The 24,264-nt window shown below is 71.1% G+C and carries 21 protein-coding genes, 1 tRNA gene and 1 pseudogene; 8 read left to right on the top strand and 15 right to left on the bottom strand.

The window, feature by feature from the left end; genetic code table 11:
- The first annotated feature begins 54 nt into the window (after positions 1–54).
- Positions 55–771 carry a response regulator transcription factor gene (locus tag ACEXOX_RS20600; RefSeq protein ID WP_406522398.1) on the top strand — a complete coding sequence of 239 codons (717 nt, stop codon included), beginning with the start codon at positions 55–57 and terminating at the stop codon, positions 769–771.
- A 9-nt stretch (positions 772–780) separates the two neighbouring features.
- Here ACEXOX_RS20600 and ACEXOX_RS20595 read toward each other — a convergent pair whose 3' ends face one another.
- Positions 781–1,077, bottom strand: coding sequence for a hypothetical protein (locus ACEXOX_RS20595; protein ID WP_406522396.1), 297 nt, complete (start codon positions 1,075–1,077; stop codon positions 781–783).
- 33 nt (positions 1,078–1,110) lie between these two features.
- Complete coding sequence (locus ACEXOX_RS20590) at positions 1,111–2,781, bottom strand: sodium:solute symporter family protein (protein WP_406522394.1); 1,671 nt, start codon at positions 2,779–2,781, stop codon at positions 1,111–1,113.
- 257 nt (positions 2,782–3,038) lie between these two features.
- Here ACEXOX_RS20590 and galT point away from each other — a divergent pair, with 257 nt between their 5' ends.
- From galT to ACEXOX_RS20570, 4 genes are all read left to right on the top strand, one after another.
- The gene (galT, locus tag ACEXOX_RS20585; RefSeq protein WP_030017176.1) at positions 3,039–4,085 is read left to right on the top strand and encodes a galactose-1-phosphate uridylyltransferase; all 1,047 of its coding nucleotides are present in this window, start codon (positions 3,039–3,041) and stop codon (positions 4,083–4,085) included.
- Positions 4,082–5,053: a UDP-glucose 4-epimerase GalE gene (gene galE / locus ACEXOX_RS20580; protein ID WP_406522392.1), complete on the top strand. Its 972-nt coding sequence runs from the start codon at positions 4,082–4,084 to the stop codon at positions 5,051–5,053. The genes galT and galE overlap by 4 nt, the downstream gene beginning before the upstream one ends.
- On the top strand, positions 5,050–6,279 hold the full coding sequence (gene galK, locus ACEXOX_RS20575; RefSeq protein WP_406522390.1) for a galactokinase: 1,230 nt from the start codon (positions 5,050–5,052) through the stop codon (positions 6,277–6,279). Before galE ends, galK begins: the two co-directional genes overlap by 4 nt.
- A gap of 342 nt (positions 6,280–6,621) precedes the next feature.
- The gene (locus ACEXOX_RS20570) at positions 6,622–7,401 is read left to right on the top strand and encodes a LuxR C-terminal-related transcriptional regulator (RefSeq protein WP_406522388.1); all 780 of its coding nucleotides are present in this window, start codon (positions 6,622–6,624) and stop codon (positions 7,399–7,401) included.
- A gap of 50 nt (positions 7,402–7,451) precedes the next feature.
- On the opposite strand, the gene ACEXOX_RS20565 is transcribed toward ACEXOX_RS20570, so the two are convergent.
- The 3 genes from ACEXOX_RS20565 to ACEXOX_RS20555 form a co-directional block, all read right to left on the bottom strand.
- Positions 7,452–9,536 carry a beta-galactosidase gene (locus ACEXOX_RS20565; RefSeq protein ID WP_406522386.1) on the bottom strand — a complete coding sequence of 695 codons (2,085 nt, stop codon included), beginning with the start codon at positions 9,534–9,536 and terminating at the stop codon, positions 7,452–7,454.
- 165 nt (positions 9,537–9,701) lie between these two features.
- A complete protein-coding gene (locus ACEXOX_RS20560) occupies positions 9,702–10,562 on the bottom strand; it encodes an SDR family NAD(P)-dependent oxidoreductase (RefSeq protein ID WP_406522384.1) in 861 nt (286 codons plus the stop codon).
- Between the two features lie 76 nt (positions 10,563–10,638).
- A complete protein-coding gene (locus ACEXOX_RS20555) occupies positions 10,639–11,136 on the bottom strand; it encodes a MarR family winged helix-turn-helix transcriptional regulator (RefSeq protein ID WP_030017182.1) in 498 nt (165 codons plus the stop codon).
- A gap of 159 nt (positions 11,137–11,295) precedes the next feature.
- Here ACEXOX_RS20555 and ACEXOX_RS20550 point away from each other — a divergent pair, with 159 nt between their 5' ends.
- Positions 11,296–12,114: a trans-aconitate 2-methyltransferase gene (locus ACEXOX_RS20550; protein WP_406522382.1), complete on the top strand. Its 819-nt coding sequence runs from the start codon at positions 11,296–11,298 to the stop codon at positions 12,112–12,114.
- Between the two features lie 16 nt (positions 12,115–12,130).
- The gene (locus ACEXOX_RS20545) at positions 12,131–12,496 is read left to right on the top strand and encodes a glyoxalase (protein ID WP_406522380.1); all 366 of its coding nucleotides are present in this window, start codon (positions 12,131–12,133) and stop codon (positions 12,494–12,496) included.
- 9 nt (positions 12,497–12,505) lie between these two features.
- On the opposite strand, the gene ACEXOX_RS20540 is transcribed toward ACEXOX_RS20545, so the two are convergent.
- The 3 genes and pseudogenes from ACEXOX_RS20540 to ACEXOX_RS20530 all read right to left on the bottom strand — a co-directional run bounded on the left by ACEXOX_RS20540 (position 12,506) and on the right by ACEXOX_RS20530 (position 15,110).
- Positions 12,506–13,135, bottom strand: coding sequence for a hypothetical protein (locus tag ACEXOX_RS20540; RefSeq protein WP_406522379.1), 630 nt, complete (start codon positions 13,133–13,135; stop codon positions 12,506–12,508).
- A gap of 274 nt (positions 13,136–13,409) precedes the next feature.
- Positions 13,410–14,011 (bottom strand): annotated as a pseudogene (locus ACEXOX_RS20535) (TetR/AcrR family transcriptional regulator).
- Positions 14,012–14,120: 109 nt separating this feature from the next.
- Positions 14,121–15,110: an acyl-CoA desaturase gene (locus ACEXOX_RS20530; protein ID WP_406522377.1), complete on the bottom strand. Its 990-nt coding sequence runs from the start codon at positions 15,108–15,110 to the stop codon at positions 14,121–14,123.
- 402 nt (positions 15,111–15,512) lie between these two features.
- On the opposite strand from ACEXOX_RS20530, the gene ppc reads away from it, so the two are divergent.
- On the top strand, positions 15,513–18,296 hold the full coding sequence (ppc, locus tag ACEXOX_RS20525; RefSeq protein ID WP_406522375.1) for a phosphoenolpyruvate carboxylase: 2,784 nt from the start codon (positions 15,513–15,515) through the stop codon (positions 18,294–18,296).
- A gap of 136 nt (positions 18,297–18,432) precedes the next feature.
- Here ppc and ACEXOX_RS20520 read toward each other — a convergent pair whose 3' ends face one another.
- From ACEXOX_RS20520 to ACEXOX_RS20490, 7 genes are all read right to left on the bottom strand, one after another.
- Positions 18,433–18,984, bottom strand: a complete 552-nt coding sequence (locus ACEXOX_RS20520; RefSeq protein ID WP_406522373.1) for a hypothetical protein — start codon at positions 18,982–18,984, stop codon at positions 18,433–18,435.
- Positions 18,985–19,108: 124 nt separating this feature from the next.
- Positions 19,109–19,702 carry an aminoacyl-tRNA hydrolase gene (gene pth / locus ACEXOX_RS20515; protein ID WP_406522371.1) on the bottom strand — a complete coding sequence of 198 codons (594 nt, stop codon included), beginning with the start codon at positions 19,700–19,702 and terminating at the stop codon, positions 19,109–19,111.
- A gap of 102 nt (positions 19,703–19,804) precedes the next feature.
- Positions 19,805–20,389 carry a 50S ribosomal protein L25/general stress protein Ctc gene (locus ACEXOX_RS20510; RefSeq protein ID WP_406522369.1) on the bottom strand — a complete coding sequence of 195 codons (585 nt, stop codon included), beginning with the start codon at positions 20,387–20,389 and terminating at the stop codon, positions 19,805–19,807.
- A 221-nt stretch (positions 20,390–20,610) separates the two neighbouring features.
- Positions 20,611–21,585: a ribose-phosphate diphosphokinase gene (locus tag ACEXOX_RS20505; protein WP_003984389.1), complete on the bottom strand. Its 975-nt coding sequence runs from the start codon at positions 21,583–21,585 to the stop codon at positions 20,611–20,613.
- 70 nt (positions 21,586–21,655) lie between these two features.
- On the bottom strand, positions 21,656–23,113 hold the full coding sequence (gene glmU / locus ACEXOX_RS20500) for a bifunctional UDP-N-acetylglucosamine diphosphorylase/glucosamine-1-phosphate N-acetyltransferase GlmU (protein ID WP_406522367.1): 1,458 nt from the start codon (positions 23,111–23,113) through the stop codon (positions 21,656–21,658).
- A 106-nt stretch (positions 23,114–23,219) separates the two neighbouring features.
- Positions 23,220–23,294, bottom strand: a tRNA-Gln gene (locus ACEXOX_RS20495).
- Positions 23,295–23,309: 15 nt separating this feature from the next.
- The gene (locus tag ACEXOX_RS20490) at positions 23,310–24,182 is read right to left on the bottom strand and encodes a hypothetical protein (RefSeq protein WP_406522365.1); all 873 of its coding nucleotides are present in this window, start codon (positions 24,180–24,182) and stop codon (positions 23,310–23,312) included.
- Positions 24,183–24,264: the final 82 nt, after the last annotated feature.

The raw sequence follows: 24,264 nt of genomic DNA, 5'->3' as shown, positions 1-24,264 counted from the left end.
GGGCCTGGCGAGGGCCGGGGGCTGGGCTCGCCGGGGAATTTGGGGGTTGCTGCAATGGGCGTGCGGCTGATGGTGGTCGACGATCACCGACTGCTCGCCGAGGCACTCGCCTCGGCCTTGAAACTGCGCGGGCACCGCGTGCTCGCGGCGGCCGCCCCGAGCGCCGGGGCGGCGGACCTGGTGGTGAGCCGCGCGCCCGAAGTGTGCCTGCTGGGCACGGCGTCCCCGGCCGAGCCGGGCGCCTTCGACCCGATCGTACGGATCAAGAAGGAACGGCCGCAGGTCGCGGTCGTGGTGCTCGGTCCGGTGCCCAACCCGCGCGGCATCGCGGCCGCCTTCGCCGCGGGCGCCTCCGGCTACGTACGCCACGACGAGCGGATCGAGGGCGTGGAACGCGCCATGATGAAGGCGCGGGCCGGCGAGGCGGCGATCGCGCCGCAGTTGCTCCAGCAAGCCTTCGAGGAGCTGCTGCATCCGGCCGCCCAGCCCGACGACGAGGGCGCCCGGCTGCTCCAGATGCTCACGCCGCGCGAGGTCGAGGTGCTGGTACGGGTCGCCGAGGGCGAGGACACCCGGCTGATCGCGGCCGGGATGGGGATCGCTCCGAGCACCGCCCGTACGCATGTGCAGCGGGTGCTGATGAAGCTGGGCGTGGGCTCCCGGCTGGAGGCGGCGGCGCTGGCGGCCCGTACGGGACTGCTGGACCGGGCGGCGACGCGGAGCGCGGGCGCGCGCGAGGCGGCGGGGGCCGAGACCGCCCCGCCGCCGTGACGCGCGCCGTCAGTCGGTGTCCTCCTGGAGGGCCGCGAGTTCCTCGGCGGTCGGCGGGACGATCGGGCGCAGCTTGATCCAGGCCAGGAGGAACAGGCCGAGCAGCAGCATGCCCAGACCGGTCCAGAGGTTGATGTTGATGTCCTCGGCCTTCTTCAGGTCCGCGTCGGAGACGGCGAACCCGGCGATCATGACGATGACGCCGTAGAGCGTGAACAGGCCGCCGATGATGAGCCGGATGTCGAAGAGCCGGGCGGCCGTGGCGGACCTGCGCTCCAGTTCGACCTCGTGCTGGTAGTCACTCATGGTGCGTGCGTTCCTTCGGCTGGGTGGCGGGCGTCAGAAGGAGTACGGGAGGTAGCAGAGCGCGGCGAGGACGATCGCGCCCCAGCCGAGCAGGGCCGGCTTGCGGTACCAGGCGTCGTCGCCCTTGGCGGGCGGCTCGTCCAGGCCGGGGGACCTGGTGCCGTAGACCAGGCCGGCCAGTTGCGCCGCGGGCTTGGGCTCGGTGAACAGGGTGACACCGACCATCACCACGGCGCCGACGACGAAGGCGACGATCGCGGAGACGAAGTTGGCGCCCTGGTCGGTGGGGATGGCGATGATGCCCTGCTTGTAGATCCAGAAGTAGTTGATCATCGCGGCGGTGGTGCCCGCCACCAGACCCCACACACCGGACTTCATGGAGGCCCGCTTCCAGAACATGCCGATGATGAACACCACGAACATCGGCACGTTGAAGAACGAGAACAGCGTCTGGAGGTAGCCCATGATGTTGTTGAAGCTGGCCGCCAGGAAGGCCGTACCGATGCTGCACAGCACGCCGACGGCGGTCACCAGACGGCCGAACCGCAGGTAGTAGCGGTCCTCGCGGCCGGGCCGTACGTACTTCGCCCAGATGTCGGAGGTGAACACGGTGTTGAACGACGAGACGTTGGCGGCCATGCCCGCCATGAACGCGGCCAGCAGACCGGTGACCGCCACCCCCAGGACGCCGTTGGGCAGCAGGTCCCGCATCAGCAGCGGAATCGCGTCGTTGTACGTCAGGCCGGAGCCCTCCTGGCCGATCTTCGGCATGACGACCGCGGCGACCAGGCCGGGGATCATCACCAGGAAGGCGATGAACATCTTCGGGTAGGCGGCGATCAGCGGGGTGCGCTGCGCGGCCGAGAGGTTCTTGGCGGACAGGGCGCGCTGCACCTCGGCGAAGTTGGTGGTCCAGTAGCCGAAGGAGAGCACGAAGCCCAGGCCGAGGATGATCGTCAGCCAGTTGGCGCCGAGCGCGTTGGGCTCGCCGATGCCGGTGCCGTCCCAGGCCGTCAGGAAGCTGTGCCCGTGGCTCTTCTCCAGCGACGAGGTCAGCCCGTCCCAGCCGCCGACCCGCTTGAGCCCGATGACGCAGATCGGGATGAGCGCGGCCAGGATGACGAAGAACTGCAGCACCTCGTTGTAGATCGCCGAGGACAGGCCGCCGATGGTGATGTACACCAGCACGAACAGCCCGGCGACGACGATGGCGACCCACTGCGGCCAGCCCAGCAGCGCCTCCACGACGATCGACAGGGCGTAGAGGTTGACGCCCGCGATGAGGATGGCGGCGAAGGCGAACAGCACCGAACTGAGCAGGTGCGCCGACTTGTCGAAGCGCTGGAGCAGGAACTCCGGTACGGAGCGCACCCGCGAGCCGTAGTAGAACGGCATCATCACCAGGCCGAGGAACACCATGGCGGGGACGGCGCCGATCCAGTACCAGTGCACGACGGCGACGCCGTACTGCGCGCCGGTGGCGGCCATGCCGAGGATCTCGGTGGCGCCGAGGTTGGCGGCGACGAAGGCCAGACCGGTGACCCAGGCGGGCAGCGACCGCCCGGACAGGAAGAAGTCCAGGCTGGTCTTCACGCTGCGCCGGGCGGCGAAGCCGATGCCGAGGACGACGGCGAAATAGATGGCCAGAATCGCGTAGTCGAGTCCGTTGGTGGGCAGCCGTAGCCCTGCGGCCAAGGTGATCATGGGGCACTCACTTCTCTGTGCGTGATGAACGCACAGGAAACTACGCGCGCTCCTTCAGGAACTGAAGACTTTTGTTCGTTCTCGTGGCCCCATCGTGATGGAGGTGGGTGCTTTGTGCCGTAATCTCCGGGTGCGGATCGGGTGTGCGTCGCGTGCGGATCGGGCCGAGGCCGGGCGTTGACTGGGTTGTTTAGTTGTGCTTCATTGTGTGTGTTTGTGTTTGATGGGTGTGTGACGGGTGCCCGAGGAGTGCTCCAGTGAAGAAGACGATGACCCGGCTCGCCGACGGCCGGGAGCTCATCTACTACGACCTGCGCGACGACGTGGTGCGCGACGACACCGACCGCCGCCCGCTCGACCCGGTCTCCACCGCCTCCGAGATCCGCCACGACCGCCTGCTCGGGGACGCGGTCGCCATCGCCTCGCACCGCCAGGGCCGTACGTACCACCCGCCGGCCGACGCCTGCCCGCTGTGCCCCTCCCGCGACGGCCACGGCACCGAGATCCCCGCCGCCGACTACGACGTCGCCGTCTTCGAGAACCGTTTCCCCTCCCTGGCCGGCGACACCGGCCGCTGCGAGGTCGTCTGCTTCACCCCCGACCACGACGCCTCCTTCGCCGCCCTCACCGAGGAACAGGCCGCGCTCGTCCTGGAGGCCTGGACCGACCGCACCGCCGAACTCTCCCAACTCCCCGGCGTCCGGCAGGTCTTCTGCTTCGAGAACCGCGGCGCGGAGATCGGCGTCACCCTCGGCCACCCGCACGGCCAGATCTACGCCTACCCCTTCACCACCCCGCGCACCGAGCGGATGCTCACCCAGCTCGCCGCCCACCGCGAACGTACCGGCGGCCGCAACCTCTTCGACGACGTCCTCGCCGACGAACGCGCCGACGGCCGCCGCGTCGTCCTGGACGCGGAACACTGGACCGCCTTTGTCCCGTACGCCGCGCACTGGCCGTACGAGGTCCACCTCTACCCCAAGCGCCGGGTCCCCGACCTGCTCGCCCTCGGCGAGGACGCGCGCACAGAGTTCCCACAGGTCTATCTGGAAGTCTTGCGGCGCTTCGACCGGATCTTCGGCCCCGGTGAGCCGCCGACCCCGTACATCTCCGCCTGGCACCAGGCGCCGCTGTACGCCGCCGACCGCGGCGAGTTCGCGCTCCATCTGGAGCTTTTCACCGTCCGCCGTACTTCCGGCAAGCTCAAGTTCCTCGCGGGTTCCGAATCCGGCATGAACGTGTTCATCAACGACGTGCCGCCGGAGGCCGCGGCCGAGCGACTGCGAGAGGTAGCGAGCGAGTGAGCAACAAGTACCTGGTCACCGGTGGCGCGGGATACGTGGGCAGCGTCGTCGCGGCCCACCTGGTCGAGGCCGGGCACACCGTCACGGTCCTGGACGACCTGTCCACCGGGCACCGCGAGGGCGTCCCGGCCGGCACCCGCTTCGTCGAGGGCCGCGTCCAGGACGCCGCCCGCCACCTGGACGCCTCCTACGACGCGGTCCTGCACTTCGCCGCCTTCTCCCAGGTCGGCGAGTCCGTCACCGACCCCGAGAAGTACTGGCGCAACAACGTCGGCGGCACCATGGACCTGCTCGCCGCGATGCGCGCCGCGGGCGTCCGCACCCTGGTCTTCTCCTCCACCGCCGCCACCTACGGCGAGCCGGAGACCACCCCGATCACCGAGTCCGCGCCCACCGCGCCCACCAGCCCGTACGGCGCCTCCAAGCTCGCCGTCGACCACATGATCGCGGGCGAGTGCGCCGCGCACGGCCTGGCCGCCGTCTCGCTGCGCTACTTCAACGTCGCGGGCGCCTACGGCGACTGCGGCGAGCGCCACGACCCCGAGTCGCACCTGATCCCGCTCGTCCTCCAGGTCGCCCAGGGCAAGCGCGAGGCCATCTCCGTCTACGGCGACGACTACCCGACGCCCGACGGCACCTGCGTACGCGACTACATCCACGTCGCGGACCTGGCGGAGGCCCACCTGCTCGCGCTGGGCGCGGCGGCGCCCGGCGAGCACCTGATCTGCAACCTCGGCAACGGCAACGGCTTCTCCGTACGCGAAGTCGTCGAGACCGTCCGCAAGGTCACCGGCCACCCCGTCCCCGAGGTCGTGGCGGGCCGCCGCGGCGGCGACCCCGCCGTCCTGGTCGCCTCCGCGCGGACCGCGGCGGACCGGCTCGGCTGGCGCCCCGGCCGCACCGGCCTGGCCGACATCGTCGCGGACGCCTGGGCGTTCGCACAGCGCAGGGAGGCCGGTACGCCGTGACGCACACCAGCGATCCGGCCACGGACCAGAAGCAGCGTGCCCGGCACACCGCCGAGCGCTTCCGTGAGGTGTACGGCGCCGCCCCCGCCGGAGTGTGGGCGGCGCCCGGCCGCGTCAACCTGATCGGCGAACACACCGACTACAACGACGGCTTCGTGATGCCGCTGGCGCTGCCGCACACCACCCTCGCCGCCGCCGCACCCCGCACCGACGGCGTCCTGCGGGTGCACTCCGGCGACGGCGACGGCGGCAGCGGCGACGGCCAGACCGTCGAACTGCGGCTGGACGCCCTGCGCCCGGCCCCCGACGGCGGCTGGGCGGCCTACCCCGCGGGCGTCGTCTGGGCGATGCGGGAGGCCGGACTGCCCGTCGGCGGCGCCGACCTCCACTACGACAGCACCGTCCCGGTCGGTGCCGGACTGTCCTCGTCGGCCGCCCTGGAGGTCGTCACGGCCTTGGCCCTCGACGACCTGTACGGGCTCGGGCTCACCCGGCAGCGCCTGGCGCAGCTCGCGCAGCGCGCCGAGAACGCCTTCGTGGGGGTGCCCTGCGGCATCATGGACCAGACCGCCGCCGCCTGCTGCGCGGACGGCCACGCGCTGTTCCTGGACACCCGCGACCTCTCCCAGCGGCACGTCCCGTTCGATTTGGCGGGGGAGGGGCTGCGGCTCCTGGTCGTGGACACCCGGGTCAAGCACGAGCTGGGGGACGGCGCGTACGCCCAGCGCCGCGCCCTGTGCGAGCGCGGTGCGCGGGCGCTCGGCGTACGCGCGCTGCGCGATGTGCCGTACGCGCACCTGTCCGACGTCCTGGAGAAACTCGCCACCGAGCAGCACGGGCCGGGCGACGCCGAGCCCGGTGTACAGGCCGTCGTACGGCACGTCGTCACCGAGAACCGGCGCGTCGAGGACGTCATCGCCCGCCTGGACGCCGGCGAGACCCGGGCCATCGGCCCGCTGCTGACCGCCGGGCACGCCTCGCTGCGCGACGACTTCCGGGTCTCCTGCGCCGAACTGGACCTCGCCGTCGACACGGCGGTCGCGGCGGGCGCGCTGGGCGCCCGGATGACGGGCGGCGGATTCGGCGGCTCGGCCGTCGTCCTGGTCGAGGAGAAGGACGCGGACACCGTCGCCGCGCGGGTCACCGAGGCGTTCACGGCCGCCGGGCACACGGCGCCACGGATCTTTCCGGCCGTTCCGAGCGCGGGGGCCCGGCGGCTGCGCTGAGGCCCGGCGCCCGCTGCTCACCCCGCTCCGGGCGCCTCCGGCCGGCCGTTCCGGCCGATCGGATTCGGACGAACCTTGTCGACTTGTGCCCCTCGACGGCCGCTGGGCCCCACTGTGAACACTTGGGCCGGGCAGTTTTGCCAATAGCCTTCCGTTGCCGCACCCCGTCCGTACTCTGAGTCCCAGCACCGGTGGGGGCCGGTGCTGATCAGGGGGCGAGACAGTCGGGTACGACGCCCGGGGTGGGGTAACCAGGCGGCACGGCGGCGGCCGTGCGGCTGCGTCGGCCTTGATCCCGGGCGCCGTGCCCACTTGGTCCGTTCCCCGAGACAGGGGGTCTCAGTGCAACGCATCCGGGTTCTGGTGGTCGACGACCACCGCATCTTCGCCGAGTCCCTGGCGGCCGCGCTCGCGGCCGAACAGGACGTGGACGTGGCCGCGGCCGGCAGCGGGCCGGCGGCTCTGCGCAGCCTGGAGCGGGCGGCCGCCGACGGCCGGCGCTTCGACGTGATGCTCATCGACGCCGACCTCGGCACCGTCGCGGCGCCGCTGGCGTCCGTACCGGACCGGCCCGCGCCGGGCCGCGACAGCGCCGGTGACGGCGGCCCGCTGGACGGCATCTCGCTGGTCGCCGGCGTCCGTACGGCCTACCCGTACGTCCGTACCGTCGTGCTCGCCGAGAAGGACGACCCGCGCCGGGCCGCCTTCGCCCTCCAGGCGGGGGCCGGCGGCTGGGTCGCCAAGGACTGCTCGCTCTCCCGCCTGCTCGCCGTCATCCGCGGCGTGCTGCGCGACGAGACGCATCTGCCGCCCGCGCTGCTCACCGGCGTCCTGCGGGAGCTGACGGCCGCGCGCAAGCACCGTACGGAGAGCGAGCGGCTGGTGGAGTCGCTGACGCCGCGCGAGCGCGAGGTGCTGCGCTGCATGGTGGCCGGCCTGGGCCGCAAGGCGGTCGCCGAGCGGCTGTTCCTGTCGCCGCACACGGTCCGTACGCACATGCAGAACGTGCTCGGCAAGCTGGGCGTCCACTCGACGCTCGCCGCCGTGGCGCTGGCGCGGCGGGCCGGCGTGGGCCCGGTGGAACTCGAGCCGGCCACCGCCGCGGCGTCCGCGCTGACCTGAGACGCGGCGCGGGTCCGCCCGCGCCGCGCCCGGCACCGGCCGTTCCCCGGTCAGCCGCCCGCGGGCACCGTCCCGTGCAGGTCCTTGAGCACGGCCACCCCGCGGGCCGGCAGCCCTATCCGGTACGTGTGCTCCGCCCGCTCCCCGCGCGTCCCGGCGAGCGCGTCGGCCATCGGGCACGGCAGGGCGATGTCGGCTGCCCGCGTGCCGTGGTTGAGCAGGAAGAGGAAGCGGCCGCCGACGCCTTCCCGGACGGTGGCCTGTACGCCTTCGGGCAGCCCGGCCAGCACCGGCCGCACGCCCGCCGCCTCTCGTACGCCGTCCGTCAGGGCGCGCATCAGCGACGGTTCGAGGCGGGCGCCGACGTACGTGACCGTGCCCGCGCCGTAGCCGTGCCGGGTGACGGCCGGGGAGCCCGCCAGGTCGCCGTCCGCGAATTCCGCGACGGGCTCGGCGCCTTCGAGGCGGATCGCCTCCGACCACAGGTCGGCCGTACCGTCGGGCAGCTCCCAGGCACCCGCGGCTCCCGTACGCGCCCGGCCGCCACTCCGGCCCCGTACCCCCGCCAGGCCCCGCACGCGCACCGTCGCGCCCTCGTCCAGCGGCCAGAACTCCTCCACCCGCAGGCCCAGCAGCGACCGCAGCGGCCCCGGACAGCCGCCGGGATGCACCCGGTCGCAGTCGTCCACGACCCCCGAGAAGAACGACACCAGCAGCCGGCCGCCGCCCCGCACGTACGACGCCAGGCGCCGCGCGACGGCCTCCGTCACCAGGTACAGGTTCGGCACGACGACCAGCCGGTAGCCGGACAGGTCACGGTCCGGCGGCACGACGTCGCACGCCACCCCCGCCTCGAACAGCGGCCGGTAGTGCCCCAGCGCCAGCTCCGGCAGGCGCAGCGCCGTGGACGGGTGCGAGTCCAGCTCCAGGGCCCGCCAGCTGTCCCAGTCCGTCACCAGCGCCGCCGTCGGCCGCACCGCCCGCGTCCCCGCGAGCTCCGGTACGGACGCCAGCTCCCGCCCCAGGTCGCACACCTCGCGGAAGATCCGGGTGTCCGTACCGGCGTGCGGCACCATCGCCGAGTGGAACTTCTCCGCGCCGCCGCGCGACTGCCGCCACTGGAAGTACAGGACCGCGTCCGCGCCCTGCGCCACGGCCTGCCAGCTCCACAGGCGCATCGCGCCCGGCGGCTTGGGACCGTTGCGCGCCCGCCAGTTGACCGCGCCGGGCGCCTGCTCCAGCAGCAGCCAGGGCTGCCCGCCACGCGCCGAACGCATCAGATCGAAGGTGTAGGCGGCCTTCAGATGCGTCTCCGGGTCGAACGGGTCCTGATAGAAGTCCAGCGCCATCGCGTCCATGTCGCGCGACCACGCGAAGGCGTCCACCGGCTTGTGGAACGGCATCAGGTTCGTGGTCACCGGCGTCCCCGGACTCAGGCGCGCCAGCACCTCCCGCTCCGCCAGGTAGCCGTCGCGCAGCGCGTCGTCGCTGAAGCGCAGGTAGTCCAGCTGATGGGCCGGGTTGGGGAAGGTGGGCGCGGTACGCGGCGGCAGCACCTCCTCGAAACCCGTGTACGCCTGCGACCAGAAGGCCGTGGACCACGCGTCGTTGAGGCGCGCCACGCTCCCGTACCGCTCGCGCAGCCACCGCCGGAAGTCCGCGGCGGACACGTCGCAGAAGCACTGGCGGGTGTGGCAGCCGTACTCGTTGCCGACGTGCCACAGGGCCAGCGCCGGGTGTCCCGCGTACCGGGCGGCGAGCCGCTCGACGAGCCGGACCGCGTGCTCGCGGTAGACGGGGCTGGACGGGCAGTAGTGCTGCCGTCCGCCGGGCCAGCGGCGCTGCCCGTCCGGGCCCTGCGGCAGCACCTCCGGGTGCGCGCGGGTGAGCCAGGGCGGCGGGGAGGCGGTCATGGTGGCCAGACACACGCGGATGCCCGCGCCGTCGAGGCCGTCCATGACCCGGTCGAACCAGTCGAAGTCGTACGTGCCGGGCCGGGGCTCGGCCTTCGCCCACGAGAAGATCCCGGCGGTGACCATGGTGACGTGGGCCCGTTTCATCAGGCCGATGTCCTCCTCCCACACCTCCTCGGGCCACTGCTCGGGGTTGTAGTCCGCACCGAAATGGATGCCCATCGGGTGTTCCCTTGGTCGTGACGAGTGGCGGCACGAGCTGCGGGCGGCGCGGCCGAGGAGCGCGGGGCGGGCCGCCCGTACCGTCATGATTCCCGCGGCGGGGCGCCGTGGCGCGCACATCCGGCCTTACGGGGGCGTCGACGCCGCAGTGTCTCGGCGCCTCCCTCAGGACGACTCCTTGCGCACACTCCAGCCGCCGTCCACGACCAGATCGGCGCCGGTCACGTACGACGCGTCGTCGGAGAGCAGGAACGCGATGGCGGTCGCCACCTCCTCGGGCCGCCCGAGCCGCCCGGCCGCGGTCGCCTCGGCGCTGGCCCGCCGGTCCGCCTCGCCGACGGCCTCCCAGGCCGCCGTCAGCACCGGCCCCGGCAGCACACTGTTCACCCGCACCCGCGGCCCGTACTCGACCGCCAGCTGGCGCGCCAGCCCGGTCAGCCCCGCCTTCGTCGCGGCGTACGCGGGACGGCCCGGCAGGCCGAAGTGCGCCTGCACCGACGAGGTGAGCACGACCGCGCCGCACCGCTCGCGCAGGTCCGCCAGTACGGCCCGCACGCCCAGGAACGCCCCGGTCAGGTTGACCGCCAGCTGCCGGTCCCAGTCCGCCGGCGCGGTCACGTCGGCGGGCGCGTGCGGCCCCTGCCGCGCGGCGTTGCTGACCAGCGCGTCCACCGGCCCGTACCGCTGCCGGGCGGCGTGCGCGGCACGCTGCCAGTGGTCCTCGCGCGCCACGTCGCAGTGCTCGTACGAGGCCCGGCCGCCGAGGGCGCGGATCCGGCGGGCGGTGCGCTCGCCGCGCTCGTCGTCGATGTCCAGGAGCAGCACCTGGGCGCCCTCGGCCGCCAGCCGGTCGGCGGTGGCCGCGCCGATCCCGGCGGCGGCACCGGTGACCAGGACCGTACGCCCGGTGAACCGCGATCCGTCCGGCGCTCCCGCGGGCCGCCGGTGCCCCTGCCGCCTGGGGCGGCCCTGCTGCCCGTACAGGTCCTGCTGCCCCTGCTGGCCCCGCGGGCCGTGCTGGCTCATGGTCGCGATCCAAGCCCAACGGGCGGGGGCGCGGCAAGTGGACGTGGCGGGGCCCGGCGGCGGCCCGGCCCGGCCGTCAGCCCGGAACGTTGTCGAACGGTGCCGTCAACTGGCGTAGCAGCCCGGCCAGTTCACCGCGCTGCTGCGGGGACAGCTCGGCCAGGATGGCGCGCTCCTGCGTGAGCAGTCCGGCCAGCGACTCGTCGGCCGCCTCGCGTCCCTCCGGCGTCAGCCGCACCAGCACCCCGCGCCGGTCGCTGGGGTCGGGCAGCCGTTCGACCAGGCCCTTCTTGGCGAGCCGGTCGATGCGGTTGGTCATCGTGCCGGAGGTGACCAGGGTCTGGGTGAGGAGCGCGCCGGGGGAGAGCTGGTACGGAGCCCCCGCGCGGCGCAGCGCGGTGAGCACGTCGAACTCCCAGGGCTCCAGGCCGACCTCGGAGAAGGCGAGGCGGCGCGCGCGGTCGAGGTGTCTGGCCAGCCTGCTGATGCGGCTGAGGACCTCAAGCGGTTCTACGTCGAGGTCCGGGCGCTCCCGGCGCCATGCTGCGACCAGTCGGTCGACCTCGTCCTCCATGCCGATCAGTGTAGTTGGTCTGTCGACATGAAGTCTCTTGACGTCAAGTCTCTTGACGCAAAGATATATTTCCGTGGACTATTGGGCATCGTCGGCGATGGGCTCACGCTGCGCTCGCGTGGCCTGTACCAACCCTGCGTCAGCCGAAGGGGTTCGAACATGCACGTCGCACCAACCTGGGATCCACAGCAGTACCTGCGCCACGCCGGACACCGCACGCGCCCGTTCCACGATCTGCTCGCCCGCATACCCGAGCTGCCCCACCGCAACCGCCCCGCCCGCATCGCCGACCTCGGCTGCGGCCCCGGCAACGTCACCGTCCAGCTCACCGACCGCTGGCCCGACGCGCACATCACCGGCCTGGACAGCTCGGCGGACATGCTCAAGGAAGCCGACCTCTACGCCGGACCCACCCCCGGCGGCGGCCACCTCGACTTCGCCCACGCCGACGCCACCGACTGGCGCCCCGCCGAACCGTTCGACCTGATCGTCTCCAACGCGGCGCTGCAATGGGTCCCGAACCACCCCGAATCCCTCCCGGCCTGGATCGACGGCCTCACCCCCGGCGGCACCCTCGCCTTCCAGGTCCCCGGAAACTTCACCGCGCCCAGCCACGCGCTGCTCGGCGAACTCTGCGACGAACCCCAGTGGCGCGACCGCCTCGCCACCCACGGCCGCCGCTTCGTCCACATCCTCGACCCCACCGCCTACCTGGAACGCCTCACCGCGCTCGGCTGCGCGGTGGACGCCTGGGAGACGACGTACGTCCAGCTCCTCCAGGGCGAGGACCCGGTCCTCGACTGGGTCAAGGGCACCGCCCTGCGCCCCGTGCTGACCGCCCTGGAGGACGACCCGGCCGCCCGCGACGAATTCCTCTCGCAATACCGCGACCTGCTCCGCAAGTCCTACCCACCCGGCCCGCACGGCACGGTCTTCCCGTTCCGCCGGATCTTCGTGGTGGCCCGCACGGAACGATGACCCCATGAGGTGACCCATGATCACCGGCCTCGACCACGTCCAGCTCGCCGCACCACCCGGCAGCGAAACCACCCTGCGCGCGTTCTACGGCGGCGTGCTCGGCCTACGGGAACTCCCGAAGCCGCCGGCGCTCGCTCCTCGCGGCGGATGCTGGTTCGAGGCCGGCCCCACCACCCAGCTCCACCTGGGCATCGACCCCGACTTCCACCCGGCCCCCAAGACCCACCCGGCCTTCCGCGTCACCGGCATCCGCACGTACGCGGCCCGCCTGACCGACCACGGCACCCCTGTGACCTGGGACGGCGCGCTCCCCGGGCACGACCGTTTCTACGTACACGACCCGGTAGGCAATCGACTGGAATTCCTGGAACCCCTGGCATGACCCGAGCCCCTACGGAATGGGCTCCTTGTGGCCGAGCGTCCCCGGAAAATGTTTGATGAAATCCTCCTCACCGGAGACGAACAGCGTTCCCCAGGACCCGTCGGAAAACCCGAACTGCATCTCATTCTTCGGAGCGTGGCGCCGGGTCCACACCACAGCGTCGTGCGGAAAAGAGACACCCAGCTCGACGGCTTCCCCCAGCCCGCCCCGGACCCGCCGGTACTGGACATAGACGAAGCGCATACAGACATCGGTGACGGCCACGACGGCGGCCGCCCCGGTCTTCGACTGCGGCTGGCCGGCAATCAGAAACCGCCCGGCCAGACTGTCCCACCCACCGAAGAAGGGCTCCTTGTCCTTCTGGCGTCCGCCCCGCAGGGAAGGACCCTCGATGGACGTACCTCGTTGCGGGGAAGGCACATCGCTGGTGAACACCCGGAAAACCCGCGCGACGAAACGCGCCCAGCCGTCCCCCTCCTTCTCCTGCCCCACCAGCACCTTGGGCCGCCGCGAATCCGGCGCACGGCTGCTCCCGCCCCGACTCCGGCTGGACGCCAGCGAACGCGAGACCTCAAAGGCCGCTACGAGTCTCTCGCCCGGCGGAATCGCGGACCGGACCTTCTGCTCAAGTTCGGGCATCACGAGAGGCATCTCCTCACACACTCCGGCCGACCATCGGCTGGTCACGGAACTCCACTTCAGCCGGGAACGGAATCCGATGCTATCGAGATGCGTTCGCGCGGCGAAGGCGCTACGAAGGAGCGTCCGGATTTCCGGCAAGTGTTCCGCGGGAGGGGGTATGGGGAGTATTGGGGAGTGTGATGTGGGTGGTCGCTTTTTGGAGTGATGCAGGAGTGTGCGCAGGTGCGCACGCAGGGGAACTCCTGCTGGCCGGGGGCGGGAGCCGCTCTGGTCAGGCCCGCCGATGGCCTATCAGGCGGGGCTTCGGTTCCAGGCCGTCCAGGCCGTGCCAGGCGAGGTTCACCAGGTGGGCGGCGACCTCGGGCTTTTGGGTTTGCGGACGTCGAGCCACCACTGGCCGGTCAGGGCGACCATGCCTACCAGGGCCTGGGCGTACAGGGGGGCCAGTTTCGGGTCGAAGCCGCGGGCCTTGAATTCCAGGCCGAGGATGTCTTCGACCTGGGTGGCGATGTCGCTGATCAGGGATGCGAAGGTGCCGGTGGACTGGGCCACGGGGGAGTCGCGGACCAGGATGCGGAAGCCGTCGGTGTAGGTCTCGATGTAGTCGAGGAGGGCGAAGGCGGCCTGTTCGAGGAGTTCGCGGGGGTGGCCGGCGGTCAGGGCGCTGGTGACCATGTCCAGCAGCTGGCGCATCTCGCGGTCCACCACGACCGCGTACAGCCCTTCCTTGCCGCCGAAGTGCTCGTAGACGACCGGCTTGGAGACGCCGGCCTTCGCCGCGATCTCCTCGACCGAGGTGCCCTCGAAGCCGCGCTCCGCGAACAGGGCGCGACCGATGTCGAGCAGCTGCTCACGGCGCTGGGCGCCCGTCATCCGCACTCTGCGGGTGCGCCGGGTCCCCGCGCCGGAGGGGGCCTTGCCCTGGTTGTCGTTCACGCTGCTGCCGTCGATCGCCACCCGTCAATCATGCCTTCCCCGGCTGTCACCGCCCGGTACCCCCGGGCACGGCGGCGTCCGCGCGCTTCGCGTCGAGGCGGGAGGCGTTCGGCCAGCGCACGTCGTACGCCCAGCCGGCCTTCTCGAACCAGCGGATGAGGCGGGCACTGGAGTCCAGCTGCCCCTTCATGACGCCGTGCCGGGCGCACGTCGGGTCGGCGTGGTGCAGGTTGTGCCAGGACTCGCCGCAGGAGAGCACCGCCAGCCACCAGACGTTGCCGGAGCGGTCGCGGGACTTGAACGGGCGCTTGCCGACCGCGTGGCAGATCGAGTTGATCGACCACGTGACGTGGTGGAGCAGGCCGACGCGGACCAGGGAGCCCCAGAAGAACGCGGTGGCCGCGCCCTGCCAGGACATCGTGACCAGGCCGCCGACCAGGGGCGGGACGATGAGGGAGACGACGGTCCACAGGACGAACTGGCGGGAGATCCGGCGGATCGCGGGGTCCTTGATCAGGTCCGGCGCGTACTTGTGCTGCGGCGTCTGCTCCTCGTCGAACATCCAGCCGATGTGGGCCCACCACAGGCCCTTCATGAGCGCCGGCACCGTCTCGCCGAACCGCCAGGGCGAGTGCGGGTCGCCCTCGGCGTCGGAGAACTTGTGGTGCTTGCGGTGGTCGGCCACCCAGCGCACCAGCGGCCCCTCGACCGCCAGCGACCCCATGACCGCCAGCGCGATGCGCAGCGGGCGCTTGGCCTTGAAGGCGCCGTGGGTGAAGTAGCGGTGGAAGCCGATGGTGATGCCGTGGCAGCCGATGAAGTACATCGCCGCCATCAGCGCCAGGTCGAGCCAGCTCACGCCCCAGCCCCAGGCCAGCGGCACCGCGGCCACCAGCGCCACGAAGGGCAGGGTGATGAACAGCAGCAGGGTGATCTGTTCGACCGAGCGTTTGCTGTCGCTGCCGAGCGTCGCGGACGGCAGCGGGGTTTCGGCGGGTTTCGGCGACTCTTCGAGGACTTCGGGGCTAGCGGTCATGTGGTGTCCCTCGTCGGGGGCTCGGGGGCTCGGGGCACGGTTCCGGCTACGGGACCGTAACCTACGGTTTCGTAAGTATGGCAGCGCCCTCGGTACGGGCAAGGGTCCGACAGGTCGGTGACGGGTGACCGAATTGCGGCAAAAGAAGGTGAGGGAACCGTGCAAGTTCCGTCACATATGAACAACGTCCAGGTGTGAGCGTCACCCCGAACAGGTAGGTGCCCACCCAACGGACAGGGTGATCCGCCGACGCCGCGGAGACCTATCCTGGGAAACGTCGGACAGCGCGGTCCGCGACCCGCCCCCAGCACCGCCGGGGGCACCCCCAGCAGCGCTGGGGAGCACCCCTGCCAGCGCCCGGACGTGCTCAGATCACGAAGATCACTGCAAGGAGCCGCACCTGTGAGCAGTGCCGACCCCACCCCCGCCGCGAACGACGAGCGCACCGGCGCCACCGACACCCCGGCCGCCGCCGACGCCGCACGTGACAACGGCCCCCTGCGCGCCGACATCCGCCGCCTCGGCGACCTCCTCGGCGAGACCCTCGTCCGCCAGGAAGGCCAGGAGCTGCTGGACCTCGTCGAACAGGTGCGCGCTCTGACCCGTACCGACGGCGAAGCCGCCGCCCGGCTCCTCGGCGAGACCGACCTCGCCACCGCCGCCAAGCTGGTCCGCGCCTTCTCCACCTACTTCCACCTCGCCAACGTCACCGAGCAGGTGCACCGCGGCCGCGAACTGCGCGCCCGGCGCGCCGCCGAAGGCGGCATCCTCGCCCGCACCGCCGACATGCTCAAGGACGCCGACCCCGAGCACCTGCGCGCCACCGCCGCCAACCTCGGCGTCCGGCCCGTCTTCACCGCACACCCCACCGAAGCCGCCCGCCGCTCGGTCCTGACCAAGCTCCGCAAGGTCGCCGAACTGCTGGACCGCACGGACACCGGCGAACGCCGCCGCGCCGACCTGCGCCTCGCCGAGAACATCGACCTCATCTGGCAGACCGACGAACTGCGCGTCGCCCGCCCCGAGCCGACCGACGAGGCCCGCAACGCCATCTACTACCTCGACGAGCTGGGCCGCGGCGCCGTCGGCGACGTCCTCGAAGACCTCGCCGCCGAACTGGAACGGGCCGGCGCCCAGCTCCCGCCCGGCACCCGCCCCCTGACCTTCGGCACCTGGATCGGCGGCGACCGCGACGGCAACCCCAACGTCACCCCCCAGGTCACCTGGGACGTCCTGATCCTCCAGCACGAACACGGCATCACCGACGCCCTCGAACACGTCGACGAGCTGCGCGGCGCCCTGTCCAACTCCATCCGCAACTGCGGCGCCACCGACGAACTCCTCGCCTCCCTCCAGCAGGACCTCGACGCCCTCCCCGAGATCAGCCCCCGCTACAAGCGGCTGAACGCCGAGGAGCCCTACCGCCTCAAGGCCACCTGCATCCGCCAGAAGCTCGTCAACACCCGCGAACGCCTCGCCAACGACACCCCGCACGTCCCCGGCCGCGACTACCTAGGCACCACCGGCCTCATCGAGGACCTCACCCTCATCCAGACCTCGCTGCGCGAGCACCGCGGCGGCCTCGTCGCCGACGGCCGCCTGGAGCGCACGATCCGTACGATCGCGGCCTTCGGTCTCCAGCTCGCCACCATGGACGTCCGCGAACACGCCGACGCCCACCACCACGCCCTCGGCCAGCTCTTCGACCGCCTCGGCGAGGAATCCTGGCGCTACACCGACATGCCGCGCGACTACCGCCGCAAGCTCCTCGCCAAGGAACTGCGCTCGCGCCGCCCCCTCGCCCCCAGCCCCGCTCCCCTCGACGAGGCCGGCGCCAAGACCCTCGGCGTCTTCCGCACCGTCCTCAAGGCCAAGAAGACCTTCGGCCCCGAGGTCGTCGAGTCCTACATCATCTCCATGTGCCAGGGCTCCGACGATGTCTTCGCCGCCACCGTCCTGGCCCGCGAGGCCGGCCTGATCGACCTGCACGCCGGCTGGGCCAAGATCGGCATCGTGCCGCTCCTGGAGACCACCGACGAGTTGAAGATCGCCGACCAGCTCCTCGACGAGATGCTCGCCGACCCCTCCTACCGTCGCCTGGTCGCCCTGCGCGGCGACGTCCAGGAGGTCATGCTCGGCTACTCCGACTCCTCCAAGTTCGGCGGTATCACCACCTCCCAGTGGGAGATCCACCGCGCCCAGCGCCTGCTGCGCGACGTCGCCCACCGGCACGGCGTACGCCTGCGCCTCTTCCACGGCCGTGGCGGCACCGTCGGCCGCGGCGGCGGCCCCTCCCACGACGCGATCCTCGCCCAGCCCTACGGCACCCTCGAAGGCGAGATCAAGGTCACCGAACAGGGCGAGGTCATCTCCGACAAGTACCTGGTGCCCTCCCTCGCCCGGGAGAACCTGGAACTGACCGTCGCCGCCACCCTCCAGGCCTCCGCGCTGCACACCGCGCCGCGCCAGTCCGACGAGGCGCTGGCCCGCTGGGACGCCGCCATGGAGACCGTCTCCGACGCCGCCCACGGCGCGTACCGGCGGCTCGTCGAGGACCCCGACCTGCCCGCGTACTTCTTCGCGTCCACGCCGGTCGACCAGCTCGCCGAACTCCACCTCGGCTCCCGGCCCTCCCGCCGCCCGGACTCCGGCGCCGGACTCGACGGCCTGCGCGCCATCCCCTGGGTCTTCGGCTGGACCCAGTCCCGCCAGATCGTCCCCGGCTGGTTCGGCGTCGGTACGGGCCTCAAGGCCGCCCGCGAAGCCGGACTCGACGTCGTCCTCGACGAGATGCACGAGCACTGGCACTTCTTCCGCAACTTCCTGTCCAACGTCGAGATGACACTGGCCAAGACCGACCTGCGGATCGCCCGGCACTACGTCGACACCCTCGTCCCCGACGAACTCCAGCACGTCTTCGACACGATCAAGGCCGAACACGAGCTGACCGTCCAGGAAGTCCTGCGCGTCACGGGCGAGAGCGAACTGCTCGAATCCAACCCGGTCCTCAAGCAGACGTTCCACATCCGGGACGCCTACCTCGACCCGATCTCCTACCTCCAGGTCACCCTGCTGCACCGCCAGCGGGCCGCGGCGGCACGCGGCGAGGAAGCCGACCCCGTACTGGCGCGGGCGCTGCTGCTCACCGTCAACGGCGTCGCGGCGGGACTCCGCAACACCGGGTGAGCCTGACGGCGCACCACCGGGCGAGCCTGACGGCCGGCCCGTAGAACACACACCGTTGGCCAGGGCGTGTGCCCTGGCCAACGGTCGTATCGGAGTACGGAAACCCCGCACGGACGCCCCGCCCGGACGTCCCGCCCTACAGCGCCGCGAACGTCGCTCCCAGCAACACCGTCCCCATCAGCCCCATCACCCACGCCGTACGCCGCAGCTTCATCCCGCCCGCCACCACCAGAGCCGCCAGCAGCAACGATCCCGCGAACGGCACCCACGCGTGCAGAACGCCGCCCGCACCGATGCGTACCGCCCGGTCCGTACCCGGCTGCACCGTCACCTCGACCTGCTCACCCTTGTCCGGAGCGGCCGCGGCGGCTATCGACACCTGCGTCCGGCGCCGGCTGCCCTCCAACGGCAGATACGGACCCGTACACCGGTCCTCATGGCAGGCCGTCACCGTCATCGTCCCGCGCTCCCGCGCCTCCACGAGCATCGCGTACTGCGCCGTGTTCCACGACGTCCAGACACCCGCCACCAGCAACAGCAGCGCCAGCGCCCCCATCAGCCCCATACGGGCGACGAGCAGCAGCCCGTACGCGCTCTCCCCATCCGGCGGGTACGGCTGCGTTTGACGGGGCGGCTGCGCTTCTTGCTGCTCGGGCGGCTCTTGGGCATGGCGGCGATCCTTGGCCATATGACTGCGCGCGGTCAACCTGGGACGCCGAGCCGTGCCACCTGGAACGCCGAGCCGTGCCACCTGGAACGCCGAGCCGTGCCACCTGGGACACCGGCCCGTGCGCCCCGGAACGCCGGCCCGTTCAGGAGTTGTACGTACTCTGCGCCCGCTCCAGACCGTCCAGCACCAGCCCCTCCACCGCGTCCGCCGCCCGGTCCACGAAGTAGTCCAGCTCCTTGCGCTCCGCACCGGAGAAGTCCTTCAGCACGAAGTCCGCCACCTGCATCCGCCCCGGAGGACGGCCGATACCGAACCGCACCCGGTGATAATCCGGCCCCAGCGACTTCGTCATCGACTTCAGCCCGTTGTGCCCGTTGTCACCGCCGCCCAGCTTCAGCCGCAGCGCCCCGTAATCGATGTCCAGCTCGTCGTGCACCGCGACGATGTTCGCCACCGGAACCTTGTAGAAGTCCCGCAATGCCGTCACCGGACCACCCGACAGATTCATGTACGTCATCGGCTTGGCCACCACCACCCGCGGGCTCCCCGGCCCCGGCGGACCGATCCGGCCCTCCACGACCTGCGCCCGCGCCTTGTGCGCCTTGAAACGCCCCCGCATCCGCTCCGCGAGCAGATCCGCCACCATGAACCCCACGTTGTGGCGGTTGGCCGCGTACTCCGGGCCCGGGTTGCCCAGCCCCGCGATCAGCCAGGGGCCCTCGGCGTCCGTCGTCATCCTCATGTCTCCTTGCAGCGACCCACCCTGAAACGGCTCAACCGCCGCCCCGCGCACTGGGTGCGGGGCAGCGGTTGACAGTAACGCGCGTTACGGGAGCGATCAGCCCTCGGCGGACTCGTCGCCCTCGCCCGCCGCCGGCGCCTCGGCCTGCGCCGCGACGACCTGGAGCACCACGGTCTCCTCGTCGATGGCCAGCGTCGAACCGGTCGGCAGGGTGATGTCCTTGGCGTGCACCGAGTCACCGGCGTCCAGGCCCGCCACGGAGACGGTCACCGACTCCGGGATGTGGGTAGCCTCGGCCTCCAGCGGCAGGGTGTTCAGCAGGTGCTCCAGCAGGTTGGCACCCGGCGCCAGGTCGCCCTCGACGTGGATCGGGATCTCGACGGTGACCTTCTCGCCCTTGCGGACGGCCAGGAAGTCCACGTGGACCAGGAAGCCACGGATGGCCTCACGCTGCACGGCCTTGGGGATGACCAGGAAGCTCTCGCCCTCCACGTCCAGGCGGATCAGCGCGTTCGAGTTCTTCAGCGCCATCATCAGCGCGTGGTTGTGGATGGCGACGTGCTTCGGCTCGGCACCGTGGCCGTAGATCACCGCGGGGACCATGTCCTCGCGGCGCGAACGGCGGGCGGCACCCTTACCGAAGTCGGTACGGATCTTGGCGTCGAGCTTGACCTCAGCCATGGCGGCACTCCTCGTAGTCGGCACGGTCGACGGACGACCGGACGGATCTGTGGGGCGTCACCCGGCCCACGACAGACCTGCTACGAAGAGCGCGTCGATAACGGACCGCCGCACCACAGAAAAGTGCGGCCTCCCTCGCCGAGCAACTCCATGAGTCTACCCGGCGGGGAGGCCGCCCCCAAAGTCGATCTCCGTGAGCCCCGCGGGCTACGGAATCCGGCTCACTGCTCCTCGAAGAGGCTGGTCACCGAGCCGTCCTCGAACACCTCACGGATCGCCCGCGCGATCGTCGGCGCCATCGACAGCACCGTGATCTTGTCCAGCTCCAGCTCGGACGGGGTGGGCAGGGTGTTGGTGAAGACGAACTCGCTGACCTTGGAGTTCTTCAGCCGGTCCGCCGCCGGACCGGACAGGATGCCGTGCGTGGCCGTCACGATGACGTCCGCCGCGCCGTTCGCGAACAGCGCGTCCGCCGCGGCGCAGATCGTGCCACCGGTGTCGATCATGTCGTCGACCAGGACGCAGACCCGGTCCTTCACGTCGCCGACGACCTCGTGGACGGTGACCTGGTTCGCCACGTCCTTGTCCCGGCGCTTGTGCACGATCGCCAGCGGCGCGTCCAGCCGGTCGCACCAGCGGTCCGCGACCCGCACCCGGCCCGCGTCCGGCGAGACCACCGTCAGCTTCTCGCGGTCCACCTTGGCGCCCACGTAGTCCGCGAGGACCGGCAGCGCGAACAGGTGGTCCACCGGGCCGTCGAAGAAGCCCTGGATCTGGTCGGTGTGCAGGTCGACCGTGACGATCCGGTCGGCGCCCGCGCACTTCAGCAGATCCGCGATCAGGCGGGCCGAGATCGGCTCGCGGCCGCGGTGCTTCTTGTCCTGACGGGCGTACCCGTACGACGGGATGACCACGGTGATGCTCCGGGCCGAGGCCCGCTTCAGCGCATCGATCATGATCAACTGTTCCATGATCCACTTATTGATGGGAGCCGTGTGGCTCTGCATCAAGAAGCAGTCCGCACCACGCGCCGACTCCTGGTAACGGACGTAGATCTCTCCGTTGGCGAAGTCGAACGCCTTGGTCGGGACCAGCCCGACACCCAGCTGGTGGGCGACCTCCTCAGCCAGCTCGGGGTGGGCGCGGCCGGAGAAGAGCATCAGCTTCTTCTCGCCGGTCGTCTTGATCCCGGTCACAGCAAATCTCCTCAGATCCTGTTTGCGTGCACTTATCACGGTACGCCCCGCACGGCGCACCCGAGCACGATCACTGCTCGCCGTCGGACTCCTGGCCAGCAGCAGACGCAGCCTGCGCGGCGGCGCTTCCGGGACGCTTACGCGCGACCCAACCCTCGATATTCCGCTGCTGGCCGCGCGCGACCGCCAGCGAACCCGGGGGCACATCCTTGGTGATGACCGAGCCGGCAGCGGTGTACGCACCGTCCCCGACCGTGACAGGAGCCACAAACATGTTGTCCGAGCCGGTCCGGCAGTGCGAACCGATCGTCGTGTGGTGCTTCGCCTCGCCGTCGTAGTTCACGAACACGCTCGCCGCACCGATGTTGGTGAACTCACCGATCGTCGCGTCACCCACGTACGACAGGTGCGGCACCTTCGTGCCCTCACCGATCTTCGAGTTCTTCATCTCCACGTACGCGCCGGCCTTCGACTTCGGCCCCAGGTCCGTACCCGGACGCAGGTACGCGTACGGACCCACACTCGCCCCCGGACCGACCTTCGCACTGTCCGCGACCGTGAACGACACCTTCGCGCCCTCACCCACCGACGTGTCCTTCAGCCGCGCGTCCGGACCCACCTCCGCGTGCGCCGCGACATGCGTACCGCCCAGCAGCTGCGTACCCGGGTGCACCGTCGCGTCCGCCTCGAACGTCACCGACACGTCCACCCACGTCGTCGCCGGATCCACGACCGTCACACCGGCCAGCATCGCCCGCGTCAGCAGCCGCTCGTTGAGCAGGCGCCGCGCCTCCGCGAGCTGCACGCGGTTGTTGATGCCCAGGATCTCCCGGTGATCGTCCGCCACCGCCGCACCGACCCGGTGCCCGGCCTCGCGCAGAATCCCCAGCACGTCCGTGAGGTACTCCTCACCCTGGCTGTTGTCCGTCCGCACCTTGCCCAGCGCGTCCGTCAGCAGCTGCGCGTCGAACGCGAACACCCCGGAGTTGATCTCCCGGATCGCGCGCTGCGCGTCCGTGGCGTCCTTGTGCTCGACGATCTCCGTCACCGCGCCGGTGTTCTCGTCCCGCACGATCCGGCCGTACCCGGTCGAGTCCGGCACCTCCGCCGACAGCACCGTGACGGCGTTGCCGTCCGCCGCGTGCGTGTCACCGAGCTTCTTCAGGGTCTCGCCGGTCAGCAGCGGGGTGTCGCCGCACACGACGATCACCGTGCCGTCGAGGGTGACACCACCGTTGCCCAGCTCCTCCAGGCCCATGCGGACGGCGTGACCGGTGCCGTTCTGCTCGTGCTGGACAGCGGTGCGCACATCCGGGTCGATCTCGGCGAGATGCCCGCCGACCTGCTCACGGGCGTGACCCACGACCACCACGAGGTGCTCGGGGTCCAGCTCACGGGAGGCGGCGACGACGTGCCCCACGAGGGAGCGACCGCAGATCGCGTGCAGAACCTTGGGGGTCGACGACTTCATGCGGGTGCCCTCACCCGCTGCGAGAACGACGACGGCGGCCGGGCGGTTGGCGCTCACGGGGATGCCCTTCGGCTTCTTCGGGTGGTGGACACCCGAAGGATACCGGTGCGGTTTGCGGCCGAAACGCGGGCGGGTCCCGACCTGGAGGTCAGGACCCGAACAGTGGCTCCGCCGGCTGGATTCGAACCAGCGTCTCAAGGCTCCAAAGGCCTGCGGGATGCCGCTACCCCACGGCGGATCACTGCTTCAGACCCTACCTGAGAGTCTGCCGGTCCTGGGGCCCCCGGGCGGCGGCCGTGATGCCTTGCCACCAGCCTTCGATGCGACGGTACAGCTCCGTACCTTGCAGGACGCGGACGACCAGACAGCCGTGGTAGTCCTCGCCGACATTCTTGCGGACGGTCTTCGGGTTGTGCTTCTTCAGCGTCGTCTTGCCGAAGGCCGCGACGTCGACGCCCACCAGGTCGGCCCAGTAGCGCTCGGACGCGGCCACGTCGGCGGACTCGTGGATCATCACTCGGAAGCGCAGCCGGCCGGGGTCGACGCCCAGCAGGGCCAGCCAGGCCAGATAGACGTGGATCATGGTCGGGTCACTGTTGATGAAGGTGACGGTCTCGGACATGCGGTACGGCTTGCTCTTCGCCCCCTCGGACCAGTAGAGCCCGACGCCCACCAGCATCAGTTCGCGGTCGCAGAGCGTGCCGATCTCCGCCATGGCCGAGGCCCTGGTCTGCTGCCGTTCCCTGTCCCGCACCGCCAGCTCGTGCTCCCAGCGCTTACGGTTCGCGAGTTTCGCCTGCTCAGCGGCCGACCGCCGAGGCGGCGGTTTGGGCAGGTCGCGGACCCACAGGGAGATCGAACTCTTCGAGCAGCCCAGCTCGACCTGGATCTCGTCGTACGTCATGCCTTGCGTGCGCAGCTCCCGCGCCCTCGCCCGCAGGTCGTCCTTCGCGTTCGGGCGGCGGGTCCAGTCGGGAGGTGGTTCGCCTTCGAGGAGGCGGTTGAGGATGTCGTTGTTGTGGATGTGTAAGCGGTCGCGGATCTGGCGGCGGCTCAGGCCGTCGCGGCGGAGGGTGACCGCCTGGTCGCGCAGGGACTCGAAGTCCGGCCGTGTGTGGTGGTGCATGGGGTCAGCTTCAGGCCGGGCGGTGTACAGACGGGTCGAAAATGTGGGCGATTCAATAGTTCGAGGGAAAACAGGAAAGTAC

It is taken from the genome of Streptomyces sp. Ac-502 (assembly GCF_045222935.1).
Lineage (GTDB): Bacteria > Actinomycetota > Actinomycetes > Streptomycetales > Streptomycetaceae > Streptomyces > Streptomyces monomycini.
Note: the sequence above shows the minus strand (reverse complement) of the source record. Positions and strands in the feature narration are given on the sequence as shown.